23 protein-coding genes are annotated in these 17354 nt (G+C 68.4%); all 23 read right to left on the bottom strand.

Annotated elements, in window-relative coordinates; genetic code table 11:
- Nucleotides 1-6: 6 nt before the first annotated feature.
- The 23 genes from ACLJQM_RS28130 to ACLJQM_RS28020 all read right to left on the bottom strand — a co-directional run bounded on the left by ACLJQM_RS28130 (nt 7) and on the right by ACLJQM_RS28020 (nt 16995).
- Nucleotides 7-4023 carry a phage tail tape measure protein gene (locus ACLJQM_RS28130; protein ID WP_410633380.1) on the bottom strand — a complete coding sequence of 1339 codons (4017 nt, stop codon included), beginning with the start codon at nt 4021-4023 and terminating at the stop codon, nt 7-9.
- Nucleotides 4024-4049: 26 nt separating this feature from the next.
- Entirely contained in the window at nt 4050-4220 is a 171-nt protein-coding gene (locus tag ACLJQM_RS28125) for a hypothetical protein (RefSeq protein WP_410633379.1), read from the bottom strand.
- A 14-nt stretch (nt 4221-4234) separates the two neighbouring features.
- On the bottom strand, nt 4235-4651 hold the full coding sequence (locus ACLJQM_RS28120; protein WP_410633378.1) for a hypothetical protein: 417 nt from the start codon (nt 4649-4651) through the stop codon (nt 4235-4237).
- Between the two features lie 86 nt (nt 4652-4737).
- Nucleotides 4738-5163: a hypothetical protein gene (locus ACLJQM_RS28115; RefSeq protein WP_410633377.1), complete on the bottom strand. Its 426-nt coding sequence runs from the start codon at nt 5161-5163 to the stop codon at nt 4738-4740.
- Between the two features lie 14 nt (nt 5164-5177).
- Nucleotides 5178-5735 (bottom strand): hypothetical protein, encoded by a 558-nt coding sequence (locus ACLJQM_RS28110; protein WP_410633376.1) that lies wholly within the window; start codon nt 5733-5735, stop codon nt 5178-5180.
- A 126-nt stretch (nt 5736-5861) separates the two neighbouring features.
- Complete coding sequence (locus ACLJQM_RS28105; RefSeq protein WP_410633375.1) at nt 5862-6326, bottom strand: DUF3168 domain-containing protein; 465 nt, start codon at nt 6324-6326, stop codon at nt 5862-5864.
- Between the two features lie 10 nt (nt 6327-6336).
- On the bottom strand, nt 6337-6501 hold the full coding sequence (locus ACLJQM_RS28100; RefSeq protein ID WP_410633374.1) for an HNH endonuclease: 165 nt from the start codon (nt 6499-6501) through the stop codon (nt 6337-6339).
- 176 nt (nt 6502-6677) lie between these two features.
- Nucleotides 6678-6986 (bottom strand): HK97 gp10 family phage protein, encoded by a 309-nt coding sequence (locus tag ACLJQM_RS28095; RefSeq protein WP_410633373.1) that lies wholly within the window; start codon nt 6984-6986, stop codon nt 6678-6680.
- 3 nt (nt 6987-6989) lie between these two features.
- Nucleotides 6990-7316, bottom strand: coding sequence for a hypothetical protein (locus ACLJQM_RS28090; RefSeq protein ID WP_410633372.1), 327 nt, complete (start codon nt 7314-7316; stop codon nt 6990-6992).
- 10 nt (nt 7317-7326) lie between these two features.
- The gene (locus ACLJQM_RS28085; protein WP_410633371.1) at nt 7327-7590 is read right to left on the bottom strand and encodes a hypothetical protein; all 264 of its coding nucleotides are present in this window, start codon (nt 7588-7590) and stop codon (nt 7327-7329) included.
- A complete protein-coding gene (locus tag ACLJQM_RS28080; RefSeq protein WP_410633370.1) occupies nt 7562-7927 on the bottom strand; it encodes a hypothetical protein in 366 nt (121 codons plus the stop codon). Before ACLJQM_RS28080 ends, ACLJQM_RS28085 begins: the two co-directional genes overlap by 29 nt.
- 12 nt (nt 7928-7939) lie before the next feature.
- Nucleotides 7940-8332, bottom strand: a complete 393-nt coding sequence (locus ACLJQM_RS28075) for a Gp19/Gp15/Gp42 family protein (RefSeq protein ID WP_410633369.1) — start codon at nt 8330-8332, stop codon at nt 7940-7942.
- Between the two features lie 6 nt (nt 8333-8338).
- On the bottom strand, nt 8339-8701 hold the full coding sequence (locus tag ACLJQM_RS28070; RefSeq protein ID WP_410633368.1) for a hypothetical protein: 363 nt from the start codon (nt 8699-8701) through the stop codon (nt 8339-8341).
- Between the two features lie 12 nt (nt 8702-8713).
- Nucleotides 8714-9751, bottom strand: a complete 1038-nt coding sequence (locus ACLJQM_RS28065) for a major capsid protein (RefSeq protein WP_410633367.1) — start codon at nt 9749-9751, stop codon at nt 8714-8716.
- 19 nt (nt 9752-9770) lie between these two features.
- Nucleotides 9771-10475 carry a hypothetical protein gene (locus ACLJQM_RS28060; RefSeq protein ID WP_410633366.1) on the bottom strand — a complete coding sequence of 235 codons (705 nt, stop codon included), beginning with the start codon at nt 10473-10475 and terminating at the stop codon, nt 9771-9773.
- Nucleotides 10476-10498: 23 nt separating this feature from the next.
- Complete coding sequence (locus ACLJQM_RS28055; protein WP_410633365.1) at nt 10499-11212, bottom strand: hypothetical protein; 714 nt, start codon at nt 11210-11212, stop codon at nt 10499-10501.
- 134 nt (nt 11213-11346) lie between these two features.
- Nucleotides 11347-11547, bottom strand: coding sequence for a hypothetical protein (locus ACLJQM_RS28050; protein ID WP_410633364.1), 201 nt, complete (start codon nt 11545-11547; stop codon nt 11347-11349).
- Complete coding sequence (locus ACLJQM_RS28045; RefSeq protein WP_410633363.1) at nt 11547-11939, bottom strand: hypothetical protein; 393 nt, start codon at nt 11937-11939, stop codon at nt 11547-11549. Before ACLJQM_RS28045 ends, ACLJQM_RS28050 begins: the two co-directional genes overlap by 1 nt.
- Nucleotides 11940-11991: 52 nt before the next feature.
- A complete protein-coding gene (locus ACLJQM_RS28040) occupies nt 11992-13008 on the bottom strand; it encodes a hypothetical protein (protein WP_410633362.1) in 1017 nt (338 codons plus the stop codon).
- A complete protein-coding gene (locus ACLJQM_RS28035; protein ID WP_410633361.1) occupies nt 12983-14473 on the bottom strand; it encodes a hypothetical protein in 1491 nt (496 codons plus the stop codon). The genes ACLJQM_RS28040 and ACLJQM_RS28035 overlap by 26 nt, the downstream gene beginning before the upstream one ends.
- On the bottom strand, nt 14470-16275 hold the full coding sequence (locus tag ACLJQM_RS28030) for a terminase large subunit (protein ID WP_410633360.1): 1806 nt from the start codon (nt 16273-16275) through the stop codon (nt 14470-14472). The genes ACLJQM_RS28035 and ACLJQM_RS28030 overlap by 4 nt, the downstream gene beginning before the upstream one ends.
- On the bottom strand, nt 16247-16729 hold the full coding sequence (locus tag ACLJQM_RS28025; RefSeq protein WP_410633359.1) for a phage terminase small subunit P27 family: 483 nt from the start codon (nt 16727-16729) through the stop codon (nt 16247-16249). The genes ACLJQM_RS28030 and ACLJQM_RS28025 overlap by 29 nt, the downstream gene beginning before the upstream one ends.
- Nucleotides 16729-16995 carry a hypothetical protein gene (locus ACLJQM_RS28020; RefSeq protein WP_410633358.1) on the bottom strand — a complete coding sequence of 89 codons (267 nt, stop codon included), beginning with the start codon at nt 16993-16995 and terminating at the stop codon, nt 16729-16731. Before ACLJQM_RS28020 ends, ACLJQM_RS28025 begins: the two co-directional genes overlap by 1 nt.
- Between the last annotated feature and the right edge of the window lie 359 nt (nt 16996-17354).

Raw genomic sequence — 17354 nt, 5'->3', positions numbered from 1 at the left:
GCCCTCCTAGTTCCTGCGGCCGCGGTAGAGCGCGTCGCCGTCTGCGTGGTCTGCTGCGGAGATGCGGGCGTCAACGAGCGGCACCAGAACTCCGCCGATGTCCAAGGACCCGGTGATCTGCAGGGGCCCGCTCAGCCCCGCACTGGAGACGGAGACCGAGCCCTGTTGCGCGATCCCGCCGGTGGCGTACCGGCGCATCAGGTCGAACCCCATGCGCCGCGCCGTTTCCGTCAGCAGGCTGATCGAGCGGGACTTCTGGTTGATCGGGATGTACGCCTCGTCGTCGACCATCCGGTCACCGATGACCCGCAACGTCCGCGGCGGGACGATCTGCGCGATGCCCGCGCGCATCGGCTTGATCCCGCCGGCGGCGTAGGGCTCAAGGACGTTGCCGGTGGCGTTCATGATGTTGTTGCCGCCACCGACACGAACGCTGCCGTCGGTTCGGACGATCATCGTGATCGTTCCAGTCCGATCCCGGGATACCTGGTTGATCGCCGCCTCGGCCGCAGCCGTATTCGCTTTCACCTGGATGTAGCCCACGCTGCCGTCGGCGTAGCGGACGACCTCGATCGTCTTGTCCTTGGCGCCCTGGTTGATGGCGTCGATCCGCATGTACGTCGTCGTGCCATCCGCAAGCGTGACGACGGCGTAAATCTTGCCGTCGGCCGGGTCCTTATGACCGTCGATCGTCACGACACCGGTGCTGCCATCGGCGTACTGGACAGTCTGATCGATCTTGCCCGTGGCTTCGTTGGCGTCTGCACTGATCGGAACCGTGCCCTTTTTACCTGCGGCGTACGGTTCAAGGCTGTCGATCGCATCCTTGGCCTGCTTAACGTCTCCAGTGATCACGATCGTGCGCCCGTCAGGCAGTTCGTAGACGGCTTGTCCGGCTTCATCGACAGAGATTTTCAGGCCGGCTGCTGCAGCGTCGGCCGCTCCGATGCTGCCAATTGCGGTGCGCAGCGCATCCGGAATTACATCCTTGTATGTTCCTGCCAGCTTCACGGCCTCGGCGTTGGATGCAACGATGCCGTCATGTTGCTTCTGCAGGTCGTTATTTGCCTTACTGTTAGCGGCGCCCTCGGCGCGCTTCGCGTCAAGCACAGCAAGAATTGCGTGTTCCTCTGCACGAAGGGAGTCCTGGTACTCTTTCGAGTTTTTACCGTGCTCCTTGGCCTGAACGTTTGTGTTCTCCTGCGCAGTCGCTAGTTGAGCCACAGCGTCACGATAGGACAAAGAAGCATTTGCTGCGGCCCGAGCGGAGTCGACTTGACGAAGCTGATCTTCCCACATCTTCACGGTGGCAACGTCCGTATGAGCAGCGGCAGCAGCCAAAAGTTCGTACCCCTGCTGCGCTTCACGATTCATCTTGATCTGCTGTCCGACTGCGCCGGTTCCATTCAGGATCGCATCGACCTGCCGCCGTTGCGCCTCTGTAAACTGGTCTACCGCACCTTGACCAGAACGTGTTGCCGCGGTTGATGTCGAGGAATATATCTTCACCTTCGCGGCGACGTCCTCGTATGCGCCACCGTTTTCCAGCAGCTCGTGATTTATTCCCTGAATTCCCTGAATCTGCTTGTCGTTGAGGCCAGCCTGTTTTCCGATCGATGCGAGTGCAGAATCCGAAGCCTTGGTCACTTCTCCCAGCGCGGTCGCGTTTCCGTTCGCGGCGGCGGCGTAGAGTTGGAAACTGGAACCGGCAGCCTTTGCGTTGTTTGCCGCGTTGAGATCGGCGATGGATTTATTGTTGACATTGATGATGTTTTGGTCAACAACGCCACCAGACTGCTTGTAGGCGTTGGTGAGGTCGTCAACGGCCTTCTTGTGCTCAGCTGTCTTCTGAGCTGCCTCCTCGTTCCGCTGGGCGAACAGCGATAACGCGACACCTGCGCCGGCCAGCGCAAGACCCCAGGGACCGCCGAGCGCACCCACGAGACCACCTGCTGCGCTCTTCAGCAGGTTTCCGCCCGCTGCGGCAGCGCCGGCGAGCTTCCCGAACCGCTCGGTACTCGACGAGACCTCGTTGAACCGGTCCCGTGCCTGCGACAGCGCCGATGTCCGCTCCACCAAAGTCCCAACCGCAGCGCCGAGCGTGTTGATCGGCTGCCCGGCGCCGGCTGCGCCTTCCTTGATCGCGCGGGTCTGCTCGACGAAACCACGCGCCGAGGCGACTGCGGGAATCGCCGAGGTGTTGAACGCCGCTGCCGCGCTCCCCATCCGCCCGATCGACTGGCCGGCCGCCGCGCCGATCTCGCGCTGGACCCGGGCCTCGTCGTTGAACTGCCGCAGCACGCCCACCGCGCCACCGACCGCGCCGACTGCCGCGCGAGCCGGCGCGGCGATGACACCGACGGTCTTGCCGAACAGGCCGAGCTTCGACGTCGCGCCCTCGGCCTCGCCACGCACACCAGACAGCGCGCCCTTCAGCCCGTTCAGGATCCCGGGTCCGACCTTCAGCGCCAGCAGAGCGAACGCGGCCGCCTGCACCGGGCCGGGGAGCTCCCCGAACAGGTGCAGCACCTCGCCGATCCCCGCGGCGAACGGCCGCAGGATCGTCAGCACGCCGGAGGCGGCGTCGTAGGTCAGCTCGAGCGCGAGCCGGACGGCGCCGAGCGGACCGGACGCTGTGGTCGCGCCCTTGGCGATGTCGGCGATGCCTTTCGCGATCGGCTGCGCGACGTCGACGGCCTTGCGGCCGACGTCGACGAACCCGCCGACCGCGGTCGTGACGATCCCGATGCCGCGGTCGAGTGCCTGCTTCGCGCCCTGCTCGAACGGCGCGATGAGCCGCTGCCCAGCCTGCGCGACCTCGGTCGCGCCGGCGGCGACCTTCTTCGCGATCCCGGGGCCGACCTGGCCGGCGAAGTCGATGACGTGCTCGAGGCCGTCGACGACCTGCGGTCCGTATTTCGAGACGGCGTCCGCCGCGCCGCGGACACCGGCCTCGAGCGCCGGACCGATCTTCTCGAACGCGTCGATTTCGACGGTCTCGACCTGGGACTTGAAGCCCTCGATCGCGCCGCCGAGACCCTTGGTCTTCGCCGCGGCGACTTCGGAGGCGCCGCCAGCGTGGCCTATGGCGGTGGCCATCGCGTCCCACTGCTCACCGGTGGTGCCCGCGGCGACACCAGCCAACCGGACCGCGTCCGACCCGAACACGGTGGCGGTGGCCTGCTGGTACTGGGCGTCCGTCATCCGGCCAGAGGCGTCGTGCAGCTGGTCGAAGATGGACTTCAGGCCGACGAACTTACCGGTCGCATCGTAGGTGGTCAGACCGAGCTTTTCGATGGCCTTCTGCGCCGGCTTCGACGGGTTCGCGAGCGCCAGCAGCGCCGACTTGATGAGCGTACCCGCGTCGCTGCCCTTGATGCCAGCGTTGGCGAACAGCCCGAGGGCGGTGGTGGTTTCGTCGATGGACAGGCCGAACTGGTGCGCGACCGCCCCGACCTGCCCCATCGCCTGCGCGAAGTCCGTGATCTCTCCGGACGCGGCGTTGGCGGCGTTGGCGAGAACATCGGAGACATGCCCAGCCTGGTCCGCGGACAGCCCGAACGCGTTCAATGCCTGCGACTGGATCTCCGCGGCCTTTGCCGCTTCGATCTGCGCCGCCGCGGCGAGCTGCAGGGTGCCCTTCGCCGCGGTCATCGCCTGGTCGACCGACAGGCCACCCTTGGCGAGTTCGGTCATCGCCGCCGCCGCGTCCGCCGCGGACGTCGCCGGGAGGGACATGTCCGACCCGAGCGCCTTCGCGGTGGCGCCGACGCGGGCCATCTGGTCGCCGGTGGCGTGACTGACGGCCTGCAGGGTGTTCAGCGAGTTCTGGTACTCGATGCCGATGTCGATGACCTGCTTGAACCCGACGGCAGCGAGGCCGATGCCGCCGGCGACGGCGAGACCGATTCCCTTCGCGGTCGAGCCGAGCGGGCCCTGCAGCCCGCGGAGCCCGGCAGTGACCTTGCCGTCGAACCCGCGGAGGTTCGGCTCCACGTCGATTTCGATCTTGCCACCGGGCATGGCTGGTCACCTCCCGGCGGTCGTAGTTACTGCTGCTGGTCGTCCTGCTCGCGCATGCGCTGCACCAGTTCGGCTACCTGGGCAAGGAGCGCCTTGCCGGTGCCGGGCTTGATCGGGACGTACGTCTCTTCGCCATCTCCGGCGCTGATGTCGATCCAGGTGCCAGGCGGCAGTATGCGTGGTTGCGGTTCGCTCATGGCGTCCCTTGTGGTCAGACGTGTTCGGCGGTCAAGCCCATGGCGCGGTCGAACTCGCGGCTGGACAGGTGCTTCACTTCCGGTGCCGGGCCGGCGCGGTAGCACTCGACCGCGTCGATGTACTCGCGGAGACGCTGCTCAGCGAGCGAGTCGGGGCGGTGCGCGACCGGCGGGATCAGCGGATGCGGCGGCGGCTTGATCCCAGCCTTCTTGGCTTGCGCGCGTTCCCGCTTGAGCTTCGGGTCGTCCGGGTCGGTGATCCGGTCGGACCACGCGAGTTCGAGCTTGTAGGCCTGCGCTTCTAGGAGCAGCGCGGTGTTCTCTTCGTGCGGGCCCCAGTGAGTGAGGCCGTCAGAGAGGAGGTCGTAGAGCGCAGCGTCGCGGATCCGGGTCAGGCGGTGGACGTACGCGACCAGGTCTACGGCGGGCATGGTGCGCCACGCGCGGCGAAGGTCGACCTGGAAGTACTGCCGGAGGTCGGTGAGGACGGCGTCCCACCAGGGTCCGAGGACCCCGATCAGGACGCCGAGGATTCCCCCGCGTCACCGTCGACCGAGCCGCTGATCACGTAGTTCAGGATCTGCTTGAAGTACTCCTGCTCGAGCGCGCCGGTGAGTGGCTGCCGCTGCTGCTTGAACGCGTCGACGAGCTCGTCCTTTTCGGACGGGTCGACGAGGAGCACAGCGAGCGCGTCGCCGAGCGAACCTTCCTTGATTGCTGTGTTGTACTCGACGATCTGATTGCCGGTGGCGGAAGCGGTGAACCGGAACGACTTCTTAGCGACCTTGAGTCGGCGCTCGGTCAGCAAGCCGCGACGGCTGAGCCAGGCGTCGAGGTCGAATTCGGGGCCGTCGTCGGTGGTGACGATGAGGTCGCTGTCGCGTACGGCCGGCGCGTCGGGCTTCTTGGCGGTGCGGGTGGTTCGGGGGGCGCCCTGCGTCATGCTGCTACTCCTGTTCAGGCGAGCGGGTTGGTGTTCTTCTGCCACTGGCGGATGGCCTTGCCGCCCGACGGCGGCGCGAGCGGCGCGATCTCCAGCGGGAACCCCGAGATGTCCTCACCGTCCATCTTGTCCTCGGGGATCGCGCCGAGCTCGCCCTTCTCGACGTAGTAGGCCTTCGCTTCGTCGCCGTCGTACACGCGGACGATCAGTGCGAAGTCCTCGTCCTCGCCCTCGATGAGCTCGTAGCCGCCGTTCCCGGCGACGACCGAGCCGCCGCGGAGGATGGTCAGCGCGGTGGCCTTGGACATGTCGACCGGCTCGAACGCGATGGTCGGCTTGACGGGCTGCTTCTTGCGCTTGTAGGCGGCGCCGGACTTGTTGTTCCAGATGTCGAGCTCGTCGACGGTCTGGTCCTTCTTCACGCTGAACCCGGCGCGGATGCCGCCGAACGCGTCCCATCCGGACAGGCTGGGGGCGAAGATATCGGCCGGGATCGCGGTCCCGGTGGGCGCGCGGAAGGCGTCGCCGTCTTCCCACACGCGCGCCAGATCGCTGTTCGCGTAGCTGGACATGAGTCCTCCTGGTAGTCCCGCAGCGCGGGGATCGGGTGCGGTGGGGCGCCGCTGAAGGTGCGGGGGCGTCGGAGGGTAGGGCCGGTCCGCCGCCAGGGCGCCCCCGCCGAAACGGCGGACCGGGGTCTATCGGAGGTGGATCGGCATCGTGGCCGTGATCAGCGCCCAGTACACGACGGCGTCCGGGCCGCGGCTCGTGTTCGGGTCCATCGGCAGCGGCCCCGCGGTGACCCGCGGCGTGTAGGTCAGCGACCGACCGCCGGGCTCCGTCTCGGTCCAGGTCTGCTGCCCGGACCGGTCGAGGACCCGCGCTGCGGCCGCGCAGATCTTCCACGCCACCTGCTCTGGCGAGAGGTCACCGACGTCGCGTGCCGCGCAGCCGTGCAGCTGAACTCCGCCGCGCCAGCCGACCGAGCGGCTTGACGCCGACAGCGGGTTCGCCGAGCAGCGGATCACCGCGTACGGGGCGAGGACGTTGTCCGGCGCCCGGGTGCCGACCCGGCCGCCGACGAGCGCTGCGAACTCGGCGTCGGCGAGTAGCTGCTCGCGGATCGGGATGTGCAGGTCCGGGAGTGCGTAGGCGGCGGTCATCGTCACCTCCTCAGGCCGCCGTGATGCGCGCGAGGTCGCTCGCGGTAATCGGCCACGTCTGGTTCTTCCGCCGGTTGCAGCGGGCGCACGCCGGACGGATGTTCGCCAGCATGTGCCAGCCGCCAAGCTTGATCGGCTTGACGTGGTCCGAGTGCTCCGCAGGCGCGGAGCACATCCAGCAACGATTGCCGAAGTACGCCAGCCGTTGCTGGAGTTGATCTGCCGTGAATGGCACACGCCGCGAACGGATCTCTCGGTTCCGAGCGTTGATCCGCTCGCGCCGGTGAGCACGGCACTTGCGGTGACGACCGTCGCGGTCGTCCTGACACCCGGGATGGATGCAGGTTCTGATCAGCGGCCGCGCGCTTGCCAACCCGTGTACCTGCCATAGCGGGACGCCGCGTTCACCAACGTCATGTGCGCAGGAGTATCCGAGGTTCCGAACTCCTTATAGATGGCGTCCGGGTCGCTGTCCACGATGGACACTCGGTCGCCGTCAGTCTCGACGCTGATGCCGTCCCGGTACTCGCCAGTCAGGACCGGTGCGTCCCCGACAGCGTCACCGGCGGCTTCGTGCGCGATCTCGACGCGCCGATCGGTGGAGATGCGGCGCGCCTCGGCGAGAAGTTCGGCCCGGTACAGCGTGACGCGGATGCCCATCGCTCAGCCCGCGTCGGTCGCGACGATCGTGATCGTGTTCACCGAACCGGTCACGAGCACTTCGGACCCGTAGGTGTTGACCGGCCAGCCGCCGGCGAGGCGGGTCTGCGCGCCGGTGAAGGTGTAGGTCAGCGGCGTGACCGTCTGGCCGTCGACCTTCTTCGGGAACGTGACCGTCACCGTGCCGCCGGCCGACGCGATCATCTCCAGCGCGAGGTGCCCGCTGTTCGGGATCCGGTTGCCGTTGACGGTGTCGCACGGGACCGGCGCGGGCTTGACGACGGCGGTCTTGTGGTCGAGGTAGGCGGGGGTGATCAGGGTCGCTGCCATCGTGGCGCTCCTAGCTCTGCATGTCGGAGATGAGCCGCGCGGCGGCGGCGAGGAACTCGGGTCTGTGCTGCGGCCGCCGCGCTACGGCGCCGACGATCTCGAACCGCTGCCCGAGCTCGTCGGTCACGACCGATTCGGATGTCAGCGCCGAGCTGGGGCCGACGAGGATCGTCCAGTTCGACAGGACGGTGGACTGCTGTCCGCGGAACTCGGTGGCGGCGGAGACGTCGACGACGGGTTTCTGGCTAAGCCTTGCCGGTTCGACGACGTCCACCGGTGTTCCCGGCGTCGGCCGGCCCGTCACCGGATTCGGCGGTCCCGTCGCCGGTCCCGGGTTCGTGATCGTGACTTGCTGATCCAGTTTCGGCGCCACTGGGCACCTCCTCGGTGCGCTGCTCGCCGCCGGACTCGTCGGTCCTCGCGGGCGGTTCGGTGGTGAGCGTGCCGTCGGCCAGCCCGTCGCCGACGAACTTGGACGTCGGCGACGCGAAGTGCTCCCGCCCCTCGGCGTCGTACACCCGCGTCACGGTCTCGGCCGGCTGATGCGCGGTCGCCGGGTTCTCGCCGGCCTGCTCGATCTCGGTTTCGGTCTGCGTCGTCTCGTCGGCCATGCTCAGATCCCTCTATCCGGGGTGGACGGAGAACGCCTTGCCGCGGACTTCGTCGGCGCTCGGCCCGGTCGGCGTCAGCAGTCCGATCTGGTCAGCGGCGAGGTCGAGGCCCGCGGTCGTGGCGTCCTGGAAAACGATCGTGTACTCGGGGTGCGCCTCGGACTTCACGCCCTGCTTCACCGACACGGCCTGCGTGACGACGTCGACGCACACGGCCTCGGCGAGGTCCCGCTCGATCGTGTTGGCCGCGAGCCCGGTGTCGAGGTTCGCGCCGACGTCGGCGAGGCGCTTCCGCATGATCGCCGAGACGTAGCGGATCAGTGCCTTCGCCTGGTCGGTTTCGGTGTCGGTGAACGTGACGCCGAGGCGGGTGGCCACGTCAGCGGGCGAAGCATACGTGGCCACCCGGCATCACTCCTGGTTCTGCTCGGCGGCGCGGCGCTCGCGCTCGTCGTCGATCGCCTTGGCGATGTCGTCGCGGCTCGCGTTCTCCGGGATGGACTCGAACCAGCCGAGCTTCCCGGCGTACTCGCGCCACGCCTCGACGCTGCTGCCCTTGCCGTGCCGCGGCGGCTCGACGGGCGGGTCGCCCTCGCCGGCGGGTGCCGCCGGCTCCGGGTCGGCCGCGGGCGGGTCGCCGTCCCAGACGTCCGGGTTCGTGATCGCCGCGGCCGCCCAGGCCGGCAGTTCGTCGGGCGGCCCGAACGTACCGGCCTGCTGCGCGCCGCCCGCGTCTACGGCGACGACGTGCACGAAGGTGTTCAACCGTGCCATGTCCGTCACCCCCTACGCCACGTCGGCGATCATCAGCAGCTTCGGGTTCGCCAGCACCGGCATCCCGACCGCGTCCACGTAGGTGAACTCGCGGTACGGCGGGCCGGACTTCTCGACGACGCCGACGATGCCGGGCGCCTGCGAGAAGCTGAGGTCCGCGGCCTGCGAGTTGACCAGCTCGAGCGAGGTGGCGGTGACGCCCCACGCGGTGTAGCCGAGGTCGGTGACGTTCGGCGGCACGAAGATCACCCGGTCGTCGGGGATGACGCGGGTGGAGACGCCGTCGACGTCGACGACCGTGTCGTAGACCATCTGGATCGGCGGCAGCCCGTACGCGCCGAGCGCCGCGTCCAGGCCCGGGCGGGTGATCAGGCCGGGCGTGCCGACCAAGCTCGCCGCGAGGGTCCGCAGCTCCGCGTTCTGGAGCATGTAGTTCAGGATCCGGCGGGAGATCGCCATGCCGCCGGGCGCGAAACCGTTGGTGGCGACGTAGGTGTCGACCCAGGCGCTGAGGTTCGCGATGATCGTCGCCGAGGCGACGGTCGACCACGGCACACCCGGGGAGACGAAGTGGTTCGCCGGGACACCGAAGTCGGCCTCGAGGAACAGGCCGCCCTCGCCGGCGAGCGTGAACTTGCCGTCGGTGAGGACGTCGCCACGGGCCTGCTCCATGCGGGCCTGCACCTCGCGGGTGAGGCTGGTGGCGTCGTCGTAGATCGCGTCGATGATCGCCGCGTTGTTCGTGCCGCCGGTGCGCGCGAATTCGAGGTTCAGGCGCTCGAGCTCGCCCATGCTCAGCGAGGTCGACAGCGGGGGCAGCTTCACGGTCTTGGTGAGCTCGGTGTCCCGCTCGGACACGTGCAGCCGGCCGTCGAAGGCGCGGAACCGCGCGGTGCGGTTGGTGCGGGTGAGCTCGGCGAAGTCGATGCTGTTCTTGGTGAAGTACTTGTCGGGGAGCAGCTGGTTGAGGACCTGGTCGGCGGGGGTGGGGACCTCGCGGACGAAGGTGGTGAGGGCGTCGGGCGTGACCGGCCCATCGAAGATGATCATATGTCAGGCTCCTTGCCGGTCAGGCGACGAAGTGGATCATCGGGAGGTCGGCCTGCCCGTTGGCGTTGAGGCCGAACGGCAGCTTGGACAGCTTCACGAAGCCGTGCACGAACAGGCCCGCGCCGACGTCCTTCGTGGTGTCCGCCAGGTTGGGGACCTTCACCGAGCTGAACAGCAGCCCCTTGCAGACGTCCAGGCCGCCGGTGCCCTCGGTGCCGCCCGCGGTCGCCGTGGCGACGGTGACGGTGCCGGTGCCGCCGGTCGGGGTCGTGGTCATCGCCGCGACGTCCGTGCCGGCCAGCGCGCCCTGGAACGTCACCGTGTACGGGCCGCTGGCGTTGCCGGTGACGACGACGTTGCCGGCGCCGATGTTCGACAGGGCCTCGAGCGCGGCCTGCACCTGCGCGGCGGTCGCCGCGGCGGCGAGGCTCGCCGTGGTCTGGCCGTTCCAGGTGACGGTGAACGACGTGAGGCCGGAGCCGCCCTCGGTGAGGGTCTGGACCTCGTTGGACACGGTGTACGGGCCGTACAGCCCGCTCGCGGTGATCTTCGCCAGCGCGGTGCCGGACGGGATGAACCCGTTGGGGTAGTGAACGGCCGGGGTGAACGCGGACACGTCGAGGGTGATGGAGGGCGTGGTGCCCGGGTCGGTGCCGTGCTGGCTGAGCAGCCAGGACCGCTTCTCGACCTGGTAGCTGGTCGTCTGCACCTCGATCGAGGTCATGATGGACTCGCTTTCAGGGGTGTCTAGGACTTCTTGCCGAAGCGGCGTTCCGCTTCGGCCTTGCCGGCGGCGGCGCCCGACTTCGGTGCCGGCTGGTGGTTCCCCTGCCCGGGGAGTGCGGCCGGGGGCGTCGCGCCCGGGGCCTTCACGAGATAGGCCTTGTTCTTCGCGAGCTCGGCGACGAGTTCGTTGACCTTGGCGCGGTCGACGTCGCCGTCCTTGGTGACCTTGACCTCGGCGAGCCGGTCGCGCAGCTGCACGGCGGCGTCGCCCGGGTCGTGGAAACCGGCTGCTGCTGCCGCTGCTTCGACGACGGCACGGGTCAGGCGCACGTTTCCTTCCGCGCGCCCTTCGGCGCGGGCAGCTTCAACGGCCTTCTCGTGGTCCGTCTGGGTCGCGGTCTTGAGCTCGTCACGTTCTCGCTCAGCTGCCTCGGCGCGTGCTACGGCCTCGGCGTGGAATCGGCGTTCGGCCTCGAGGGCACGCTTGCCAGCTTCGCCGAGCGGCTCGTCCGGCGGTTCGGGCGTCGCGCCCTGGCCGTTCGGTGCGGGCGGCGTGGCCGGCGGCGCGGGAGGTGCCGCCGGGGGCTGGCCGCCGCCGGGGACGGGGTCGGAGGCACCCATGATCGGCCAGACGGGGCGGCCGCCGACGATCGCGACGGCGCGCAGCGGTTCGCCCGTGCGCGGGTCGATGATCGTGGGGTGGGTGGGCAGTTCGGGCAGGGTGGTGTTCCGCATCGCGCGGTCCTCCATCGGGTGGGCGTCTCGCCGCGTCGCGCGGTCGAGCCGGGGGAAAGCCGCGCGGCACGTCGCGTGTCCGGGCGGGTGTTGCTCTCCTGACCGTCGCGGTCAGGGGAAGTCGTGGCGCTGCGTCAGCTGCGGGCGTACCGCCGCTGGATCTGCACCAGGTCCTCGTGCTCGTCGATCAGGTCGTCGATCGCTTTACGGGCGCGACGGGCCGCCTCGTACGTCGGAACATTGGCGGAGACCGTGGCGATGACGAGGTCGTCGTACTCGTCGCGCAGACGGAGCAGTTCCGTGGTGATCTCCGTCAGCCTGATCTGGCCTGGCATCAGACGATTTCCGGGCCGGGGGCGGACATGTCTGGCGTGGACCAGTCGCGCTTCCAGGTCGGGAACGCCGCCGCTCCCGCGCGGACGAGCGCATCGATCGTGCGCTCGATGGCCCGCTGGTCGAGCGTGACCCGCCAGCCGTCGAACGGCTCGGGAGCGGCGAACCCGCTCGCCGTGGACTCCGCGTGGAACTCGAACGGGCTGTCCAGGTTGACCGAGGCCAGCTGAACGTGACCCGAGGTGATCGGCACGTCCTTGCGCCCGCACTCGGAGCAGTCCGGTACCGGCGCCGACCAGATCGCGCCACAGGTGCAGACCCGCTCTTCCGGGCGCCATGACACCTCGGCGCGCCAGCGGTCCTGGGTCATGTCGTTGATGTTCTCCTTGGGCATCCCGCCCACCTTCTTCCTGTACAGCCCCATCCCGGGGCACCCGCTCCGCTTCTCAGAGCAGGTAGGCAAATCGGCGGAGCTGCCGCAGGATCTCATCGCGGTCCCAGTCGAACTCCTCCGCCAGCGCGAAGATCTCGTCCGGCAGCAACCGCGGCACCTTCGCCCGCCGGTAGTGCGAACCCTTCACCTTCCGCAGCTCCGAGTCCGCGCGCTTCCGGAACCGACCATCCGGCAACACCTCGTACCCGCCGAACACCGCGCGCCGCGTCGTACCGACCGTCGTCGACTGGATCTCACGACCAGCGAACGTCGCCGTCGTCACACCCTCATAGGCGTTCACGACCTGCGACATGTCCGCGCCCGCGCGGATCGCCTTCGCCGCCGCCTCACCGAAGATGTCGTCCTGGTCCTTCGTGGACAGCGACCGGAAGTACTGCTTCGGGTCCGTGCGCCAGTCGTCCGCCGTGTCCTCCACGGACGGCACGTTGTGGCAGTCGCACCGGTCGTGCCGCTTGAACGCGCTGACCTTGTACACCCGGCCCGCCAGGATCGCGCACCGCGGACACGACTTGCCGTTCAGCATCCGCACGTACCGGTTCGCACCCCGACTCGTACCCATCGCCGTGACCGCCGCCCGGCCGGCGTCCTGCATGCCGGTCGAGACGATCGACATCGCCACCAGGTCCGCGTGCCGCCGCGCCTCGTCAACCCCGACCTCGCGGGCCGTGCGACCAACCGAGATCGGCGCGTAGATCAGGTTCTTCAGCCACGAACCGCCACCGGCGGTCATATCCGCGAAGCCTTCGGGCGCGAGCTCCGGGCCGGAGAGCACCGGGGCGCCCTGCTCCTCGAGCAGCGCGGTCACGTAGTCGTCGGCGCCCGTGACCATCTCGACCTGCAAGGCCAAGAGGTCTTCACCGACGTCGGCGATCGCGTCGCGCCACCGCTCCGGGTTCGTCGCCCCGTACCGGCTGGCCCGCTCGATCCGGCCGATCGCTTCGTGGGTCAGCGCGGTTTGGTCGTCGGCGTAGGGCTGGACGATGTCACGAACCGACGACGGCAGGGGCATTTCCCGCTCCCGTGTCGGCCGGCTGGCCGGTGTCCGTGCCCTGGCCCGCGCCGACGTCGATGTTCCGCAGGTTCAACGCGGCCCGCTGGAACTGCGCCGACCGCTGCCCCATCCGCATCCGCAGACCCTTCTTGGTCTCCTCGCTGTACCCGATGTCGACCCACGCTTGCTCGTTGTCGATGATCCCGCCTTGCACGCCCTTCAGGGCGGCGTCCATCTTGGATGCCAGCGTCGGCGTCGCCGGGTTCGCCCACTTCGCTTCCATCGCCGCGATCGACGACGGATCCTTCTCGAGGATCGCGTACTGGATCCGGCCAGCCTGCTTCCATGACCCGCCAGCCCACAGGTTCCGCTTCCCCGTGCGGAGCACCAGACGCTCAATCGAGTACAGGATCGACTCAGCCGACGGCGGGTTGTCGCTCGCGTACCCCATGTACGACGGCGGCAGTCCGTAGACCGACGCGGCGACTTGAGCTAGTAGCTTGTGCGACTCGTGGAAGTTCCGCAGGTCGGATGCGGCGAACTGGCCGACCTTCACTTCGGGCGCTTGCTCGCCGCGGGCGGTCGCCTTGGCGTGGGGGATGCCCCACACGTCGCCCATGGCGACCTTCCACAGCGGGATCTGGTTGCCGGACTCGTCGACGAAGTCCTTCTCCGTGGCGCCGACGACCCACTTCCGGCCGACCGCGTGGTGCTCGCCGGCGGCCATCAGGTTCGTCGCGAACTGGTTGGCGCCGTCCAATGCCGGCTTCAGCTGAACCAGGTCCGAGCGGCCATGCCCGCGGCGCGGATTGGCCAGCATCGGCACCAGCGGCACCGACGGCAGCGACGGGTCCTCCGCGATGACCCGGGACCAGTCTCCGAGCGGTTCGATCTCCCGCATCTTCCACTGGCTGTCGAGCTCGAAGACCCGGCACGGACCGGACTCACCGGCGACAGTGGGGACGTGCGGGAGGTACAGGAAGGCGCGGTCTTCGCTCTTCCCGATCCCGACGTCCTCCTGATACATCTTCAGACCGGCGACCGGCTGTCGAGTCCGCGGGTCGAGTTCGACGGCGACCTGGTCGGCATACTCGGTGGTGACCATGGGGCTGCCGCCCGGGCCGTCCGGGCCGACCATCAGGAAGTGCAGGCCGCCAACCTGCATCGCCATGTGCGCTTCGTCGGAGAGCTCGTCGAGGTTGTTGTCCTGCCACGACTTGTCCAGCTCGGGAACGGGTTTCTCGGCGAGCAGGAACGACTCGAACTTCTGCCGCTCCACCACCGACTGGATCACCAGCTCCGACCACGGGAGCAGCAGCGGCGGGAACCGGCCGTCCTGCTCTGCGATGATCCGAGCGACATACACCAGCGGCTGCTCGAGGTTCATGTACTGCCACCACAGCAGCGCGTACTTCCGCTGCTCGGAGATGCGGTTCGACAGCCGTGCGTACCACTCGTCCGGGGTGAGGTCGGACAGCTTCACGCGGACCTCCCCCGGCTCGAAATCACGATCTTCGGACGTTCTTGCGGCGCTTCTTCTTCGTACGGTTCGCGGAGCATCGCGTTGCACGCCATCGCCGCCGCCGGCACCCCATCAATCCGCTTCCCGACTTTGCCGCGCTCCGGCTTATCCGGCCGGATCAGGTCCGGGTTGTACGGCGCCTTCCGGACCTCGACGGAGTCGAAGCAGAACTCGGCGACCGGGTTGCCGTGATGCAGGAACCGGCCGGTTTTGACCAGCGCCATGAGCTCGTTCATCCCCAGCGTCATCGAGCTGAAGTCGTTCTTGTAGGCCTCGATCTCCCACAGCCCGGTGTCGTTCTCGATCCGCTGGATCACCGGCGCCGACGACCACACGTCGCAGTCCGCGGCGAGCAGGTCGAAATCCTCCGCGTCCTTCGCGACGTCGGTGTAGACCTGCTCGTAATCGAGGACCGGGCCCGGGGTCGACGTGATCCAGCCCTGCTTGACCCACTTCGAGAACTTGTCGTCGTTCTTCTTGTCCAGCTCCCGCAGCGCCGCCTCGGGGAGCCAGAACCGCCACAGCGCGTGAATCCACTGCTTCTCGGGGATCAGCGTGCACCACGCGGTCAGGTCCGACCGGGCGGCGAGGTCGAAGCCGGCCCACCCGGGTTTCCCGAGGAGCCGCTTGCGGTGGTAGTCCGGGCGCAACCAGATGTCGTTCGCGTCTCCACCGCTGCCGCGGTAGAGGTGCATCGGCATCCAGCGGAACTTCTGCTGCACCCGCTGGTTCGTCTGGAACTGCCGGAACCCGTTTTCCTTCGCCGGGTCGTTCCGCGCGTCCAGCGCTTGCCGGCGCATCGCGTCGCGGGACTTGAACTGGTCCAGCGCCGGGTTCGGCCACTTCCAGTTCGCCTCTTCGAACGGATCCAAGCTGACCGGCAGGTGAGGGTGCCCCGGGAACGTCTCGCGGAGCCGGTCCAACTCGTCCTGGCTGTGCGGCAGCTTCCGGACGAAGCTGAAGACGTGCGGCGCCCGCGCCGGGTCCTCCTGCGTCTTCTCCGCCTCGTCGATCAGGTCCGCGCCGAAGCTGGAGTCGTCGTCGGTCTCGGTCGTCGTCGCGTACAGCAACTCCTGCAGCCGCGCGCCGGCCGCGGTCGTCATGGCCTCCCACATCGACCCGTCCGGCTGCGACAGCACCTCGTCCAGGTTGAACGCGTGCGGGTTGTGCCCCAGCTCGCCCTCAGCGTCCGCCGTGAGGATCTCGTAGTGCGACCCGGACTTCTCGTCGATCAACCGGCGCGCGTTCTTGTTGTGCACCAGCCGCTTCGACAACGCGGGCGACAGTTGCGTCATCCGCAAAGCGGGCTCGAACACCTTCCCGGCCTGTTTGGTGTCCTTCGCCGCGCAGTACACCTCGGCGGACTCCTCGTCGTCGCCGACGAGCATGTACAGCTGGATCGCCGCCGCGATCTCAGACTTGCCGTTCTTCCGCGCCACCACGATGTAGGCGATGCGGTAGCGGCGCGCGTACGTGCCCCACTCGTGCGACCACTGGACCTCGCCGAACAGCGGCCGGATGATCTCGAACTCCTGCCAGTCCAGCAGGATGAACGGCGTCCGGACGAGCGGGCCCTTGACGTGTACGAGCATCCGGGCGAAGAACGTCACGACCCGGTCGGCGCGCGGCTCGCAGTAGTGCGCGCCGGACTTCGGGCAGATGTTGCCGCGGAAGGTGTAGCTGCACACCGGGCCCGTGTGGTCGTCGGGGCGCCAGCGGGCCTCGAGGTCCCAGCTAGCCGGTGAGGAGGTCGTCGTCTGCATCGCCGGACGCCTCCCCGATGGACAGAGCCGCCCGGTCGGAAGGAGTCAGTCCAAAACGGGCGGCGTACTTCTGCATCTGCGCGTCGGCCTCGTTCAGCACCAGCGTCCACGGGTTCTTCGCGTACCGGTGACCGGTCTCCTCGCCGTTCTTGTTGAAGACCGGCAGCTCGATCACTTCGCCCTCGACCTGCAGCCGCTTCGACGCGTGGCGGCGGCGGACGACTGCGTCGCACCACGACGCGAACGCTTCGACGTCCCACCCGGTCAGCACGCCCTTCGCCTTCAGGTCGGCGGCCAAGGTGTTCCAGACCTTCACGGCCTGTTCGCCGAGCCAGTTGGGCGGCGCGACGTCCACGGTGGACGGTTTCGGCTCGGCGGTGTTGATGCGGTCCTTGCGGTCGCCGTGCAGGACGGCGAGGTTCGTGGGCTTCGTCGGCCGGCCGGTCGTCGCCATCACTCGCCCCGAACCCAGGCACGCGCTTCGTCTTCCCACACCGCTGTACCCAGTGCGAGCAAGCCGAGGGTCTCGTGTGTCCGGGCGCCGTTGTTCACCGTCAGCGCCGTCCGCATGTCGCCCGTCGAGTCGTAGTACGTGGCCACCAGCACGAAGCCAGCGGGCATGCCGCTGGTGTCCTCGCCGAGCTCGCCAGCCTGGATGCCCGCGGTGATCGCTGCGCTGAGCCGGTCGGCGAACTGGTCCATGCCCTCTTCGCTGACCATCTGCCACCTCCCGGTTACGGCGGGTCTGGAGTTTCGTCCACGCGAGATCCGCCCTTGCCCGGGGCGAACGTGCGTTTGACCTGGGGGGAGGGGGCATCCCCAGGTGGTATTGATCATGTGTTGTCGATCTTTGTTTGATCATCTTGTGATCGACTACTAGTGATCGACTGCTGCTCTGGTGCCGTGCTGTTGACCCTGCCGTGTGGCCGCGGTGCGGGTGGCCAGCTGTGCCGCCCTCTGCCCAGAGGTGGTGGGCTGGCGCGGTTGGCCGGGCGCGTGGGGTGCGTGGCTCTCAGGCCCGCTCAGCCTGGAACTTCCAGCGCCGGAGGATCTGCCCTGCTCGGGCTGGGCATGGTGTG

This window comes from Amycolatopsis sp. cmx-4-83 (assembly GCF_046548815.1).
In the GTDB taxonomy this organism is placed as follows: Bacteria; Actinomycetota; Actinomycetes; order Mycobacteriales; family Pseudonocardiaceae; genus Amycolatopsis; species Amycolatopsis pretoriensis_A.
This window is presented reverse-complemented; position numbering and strand designations above follow the sequence as displayed.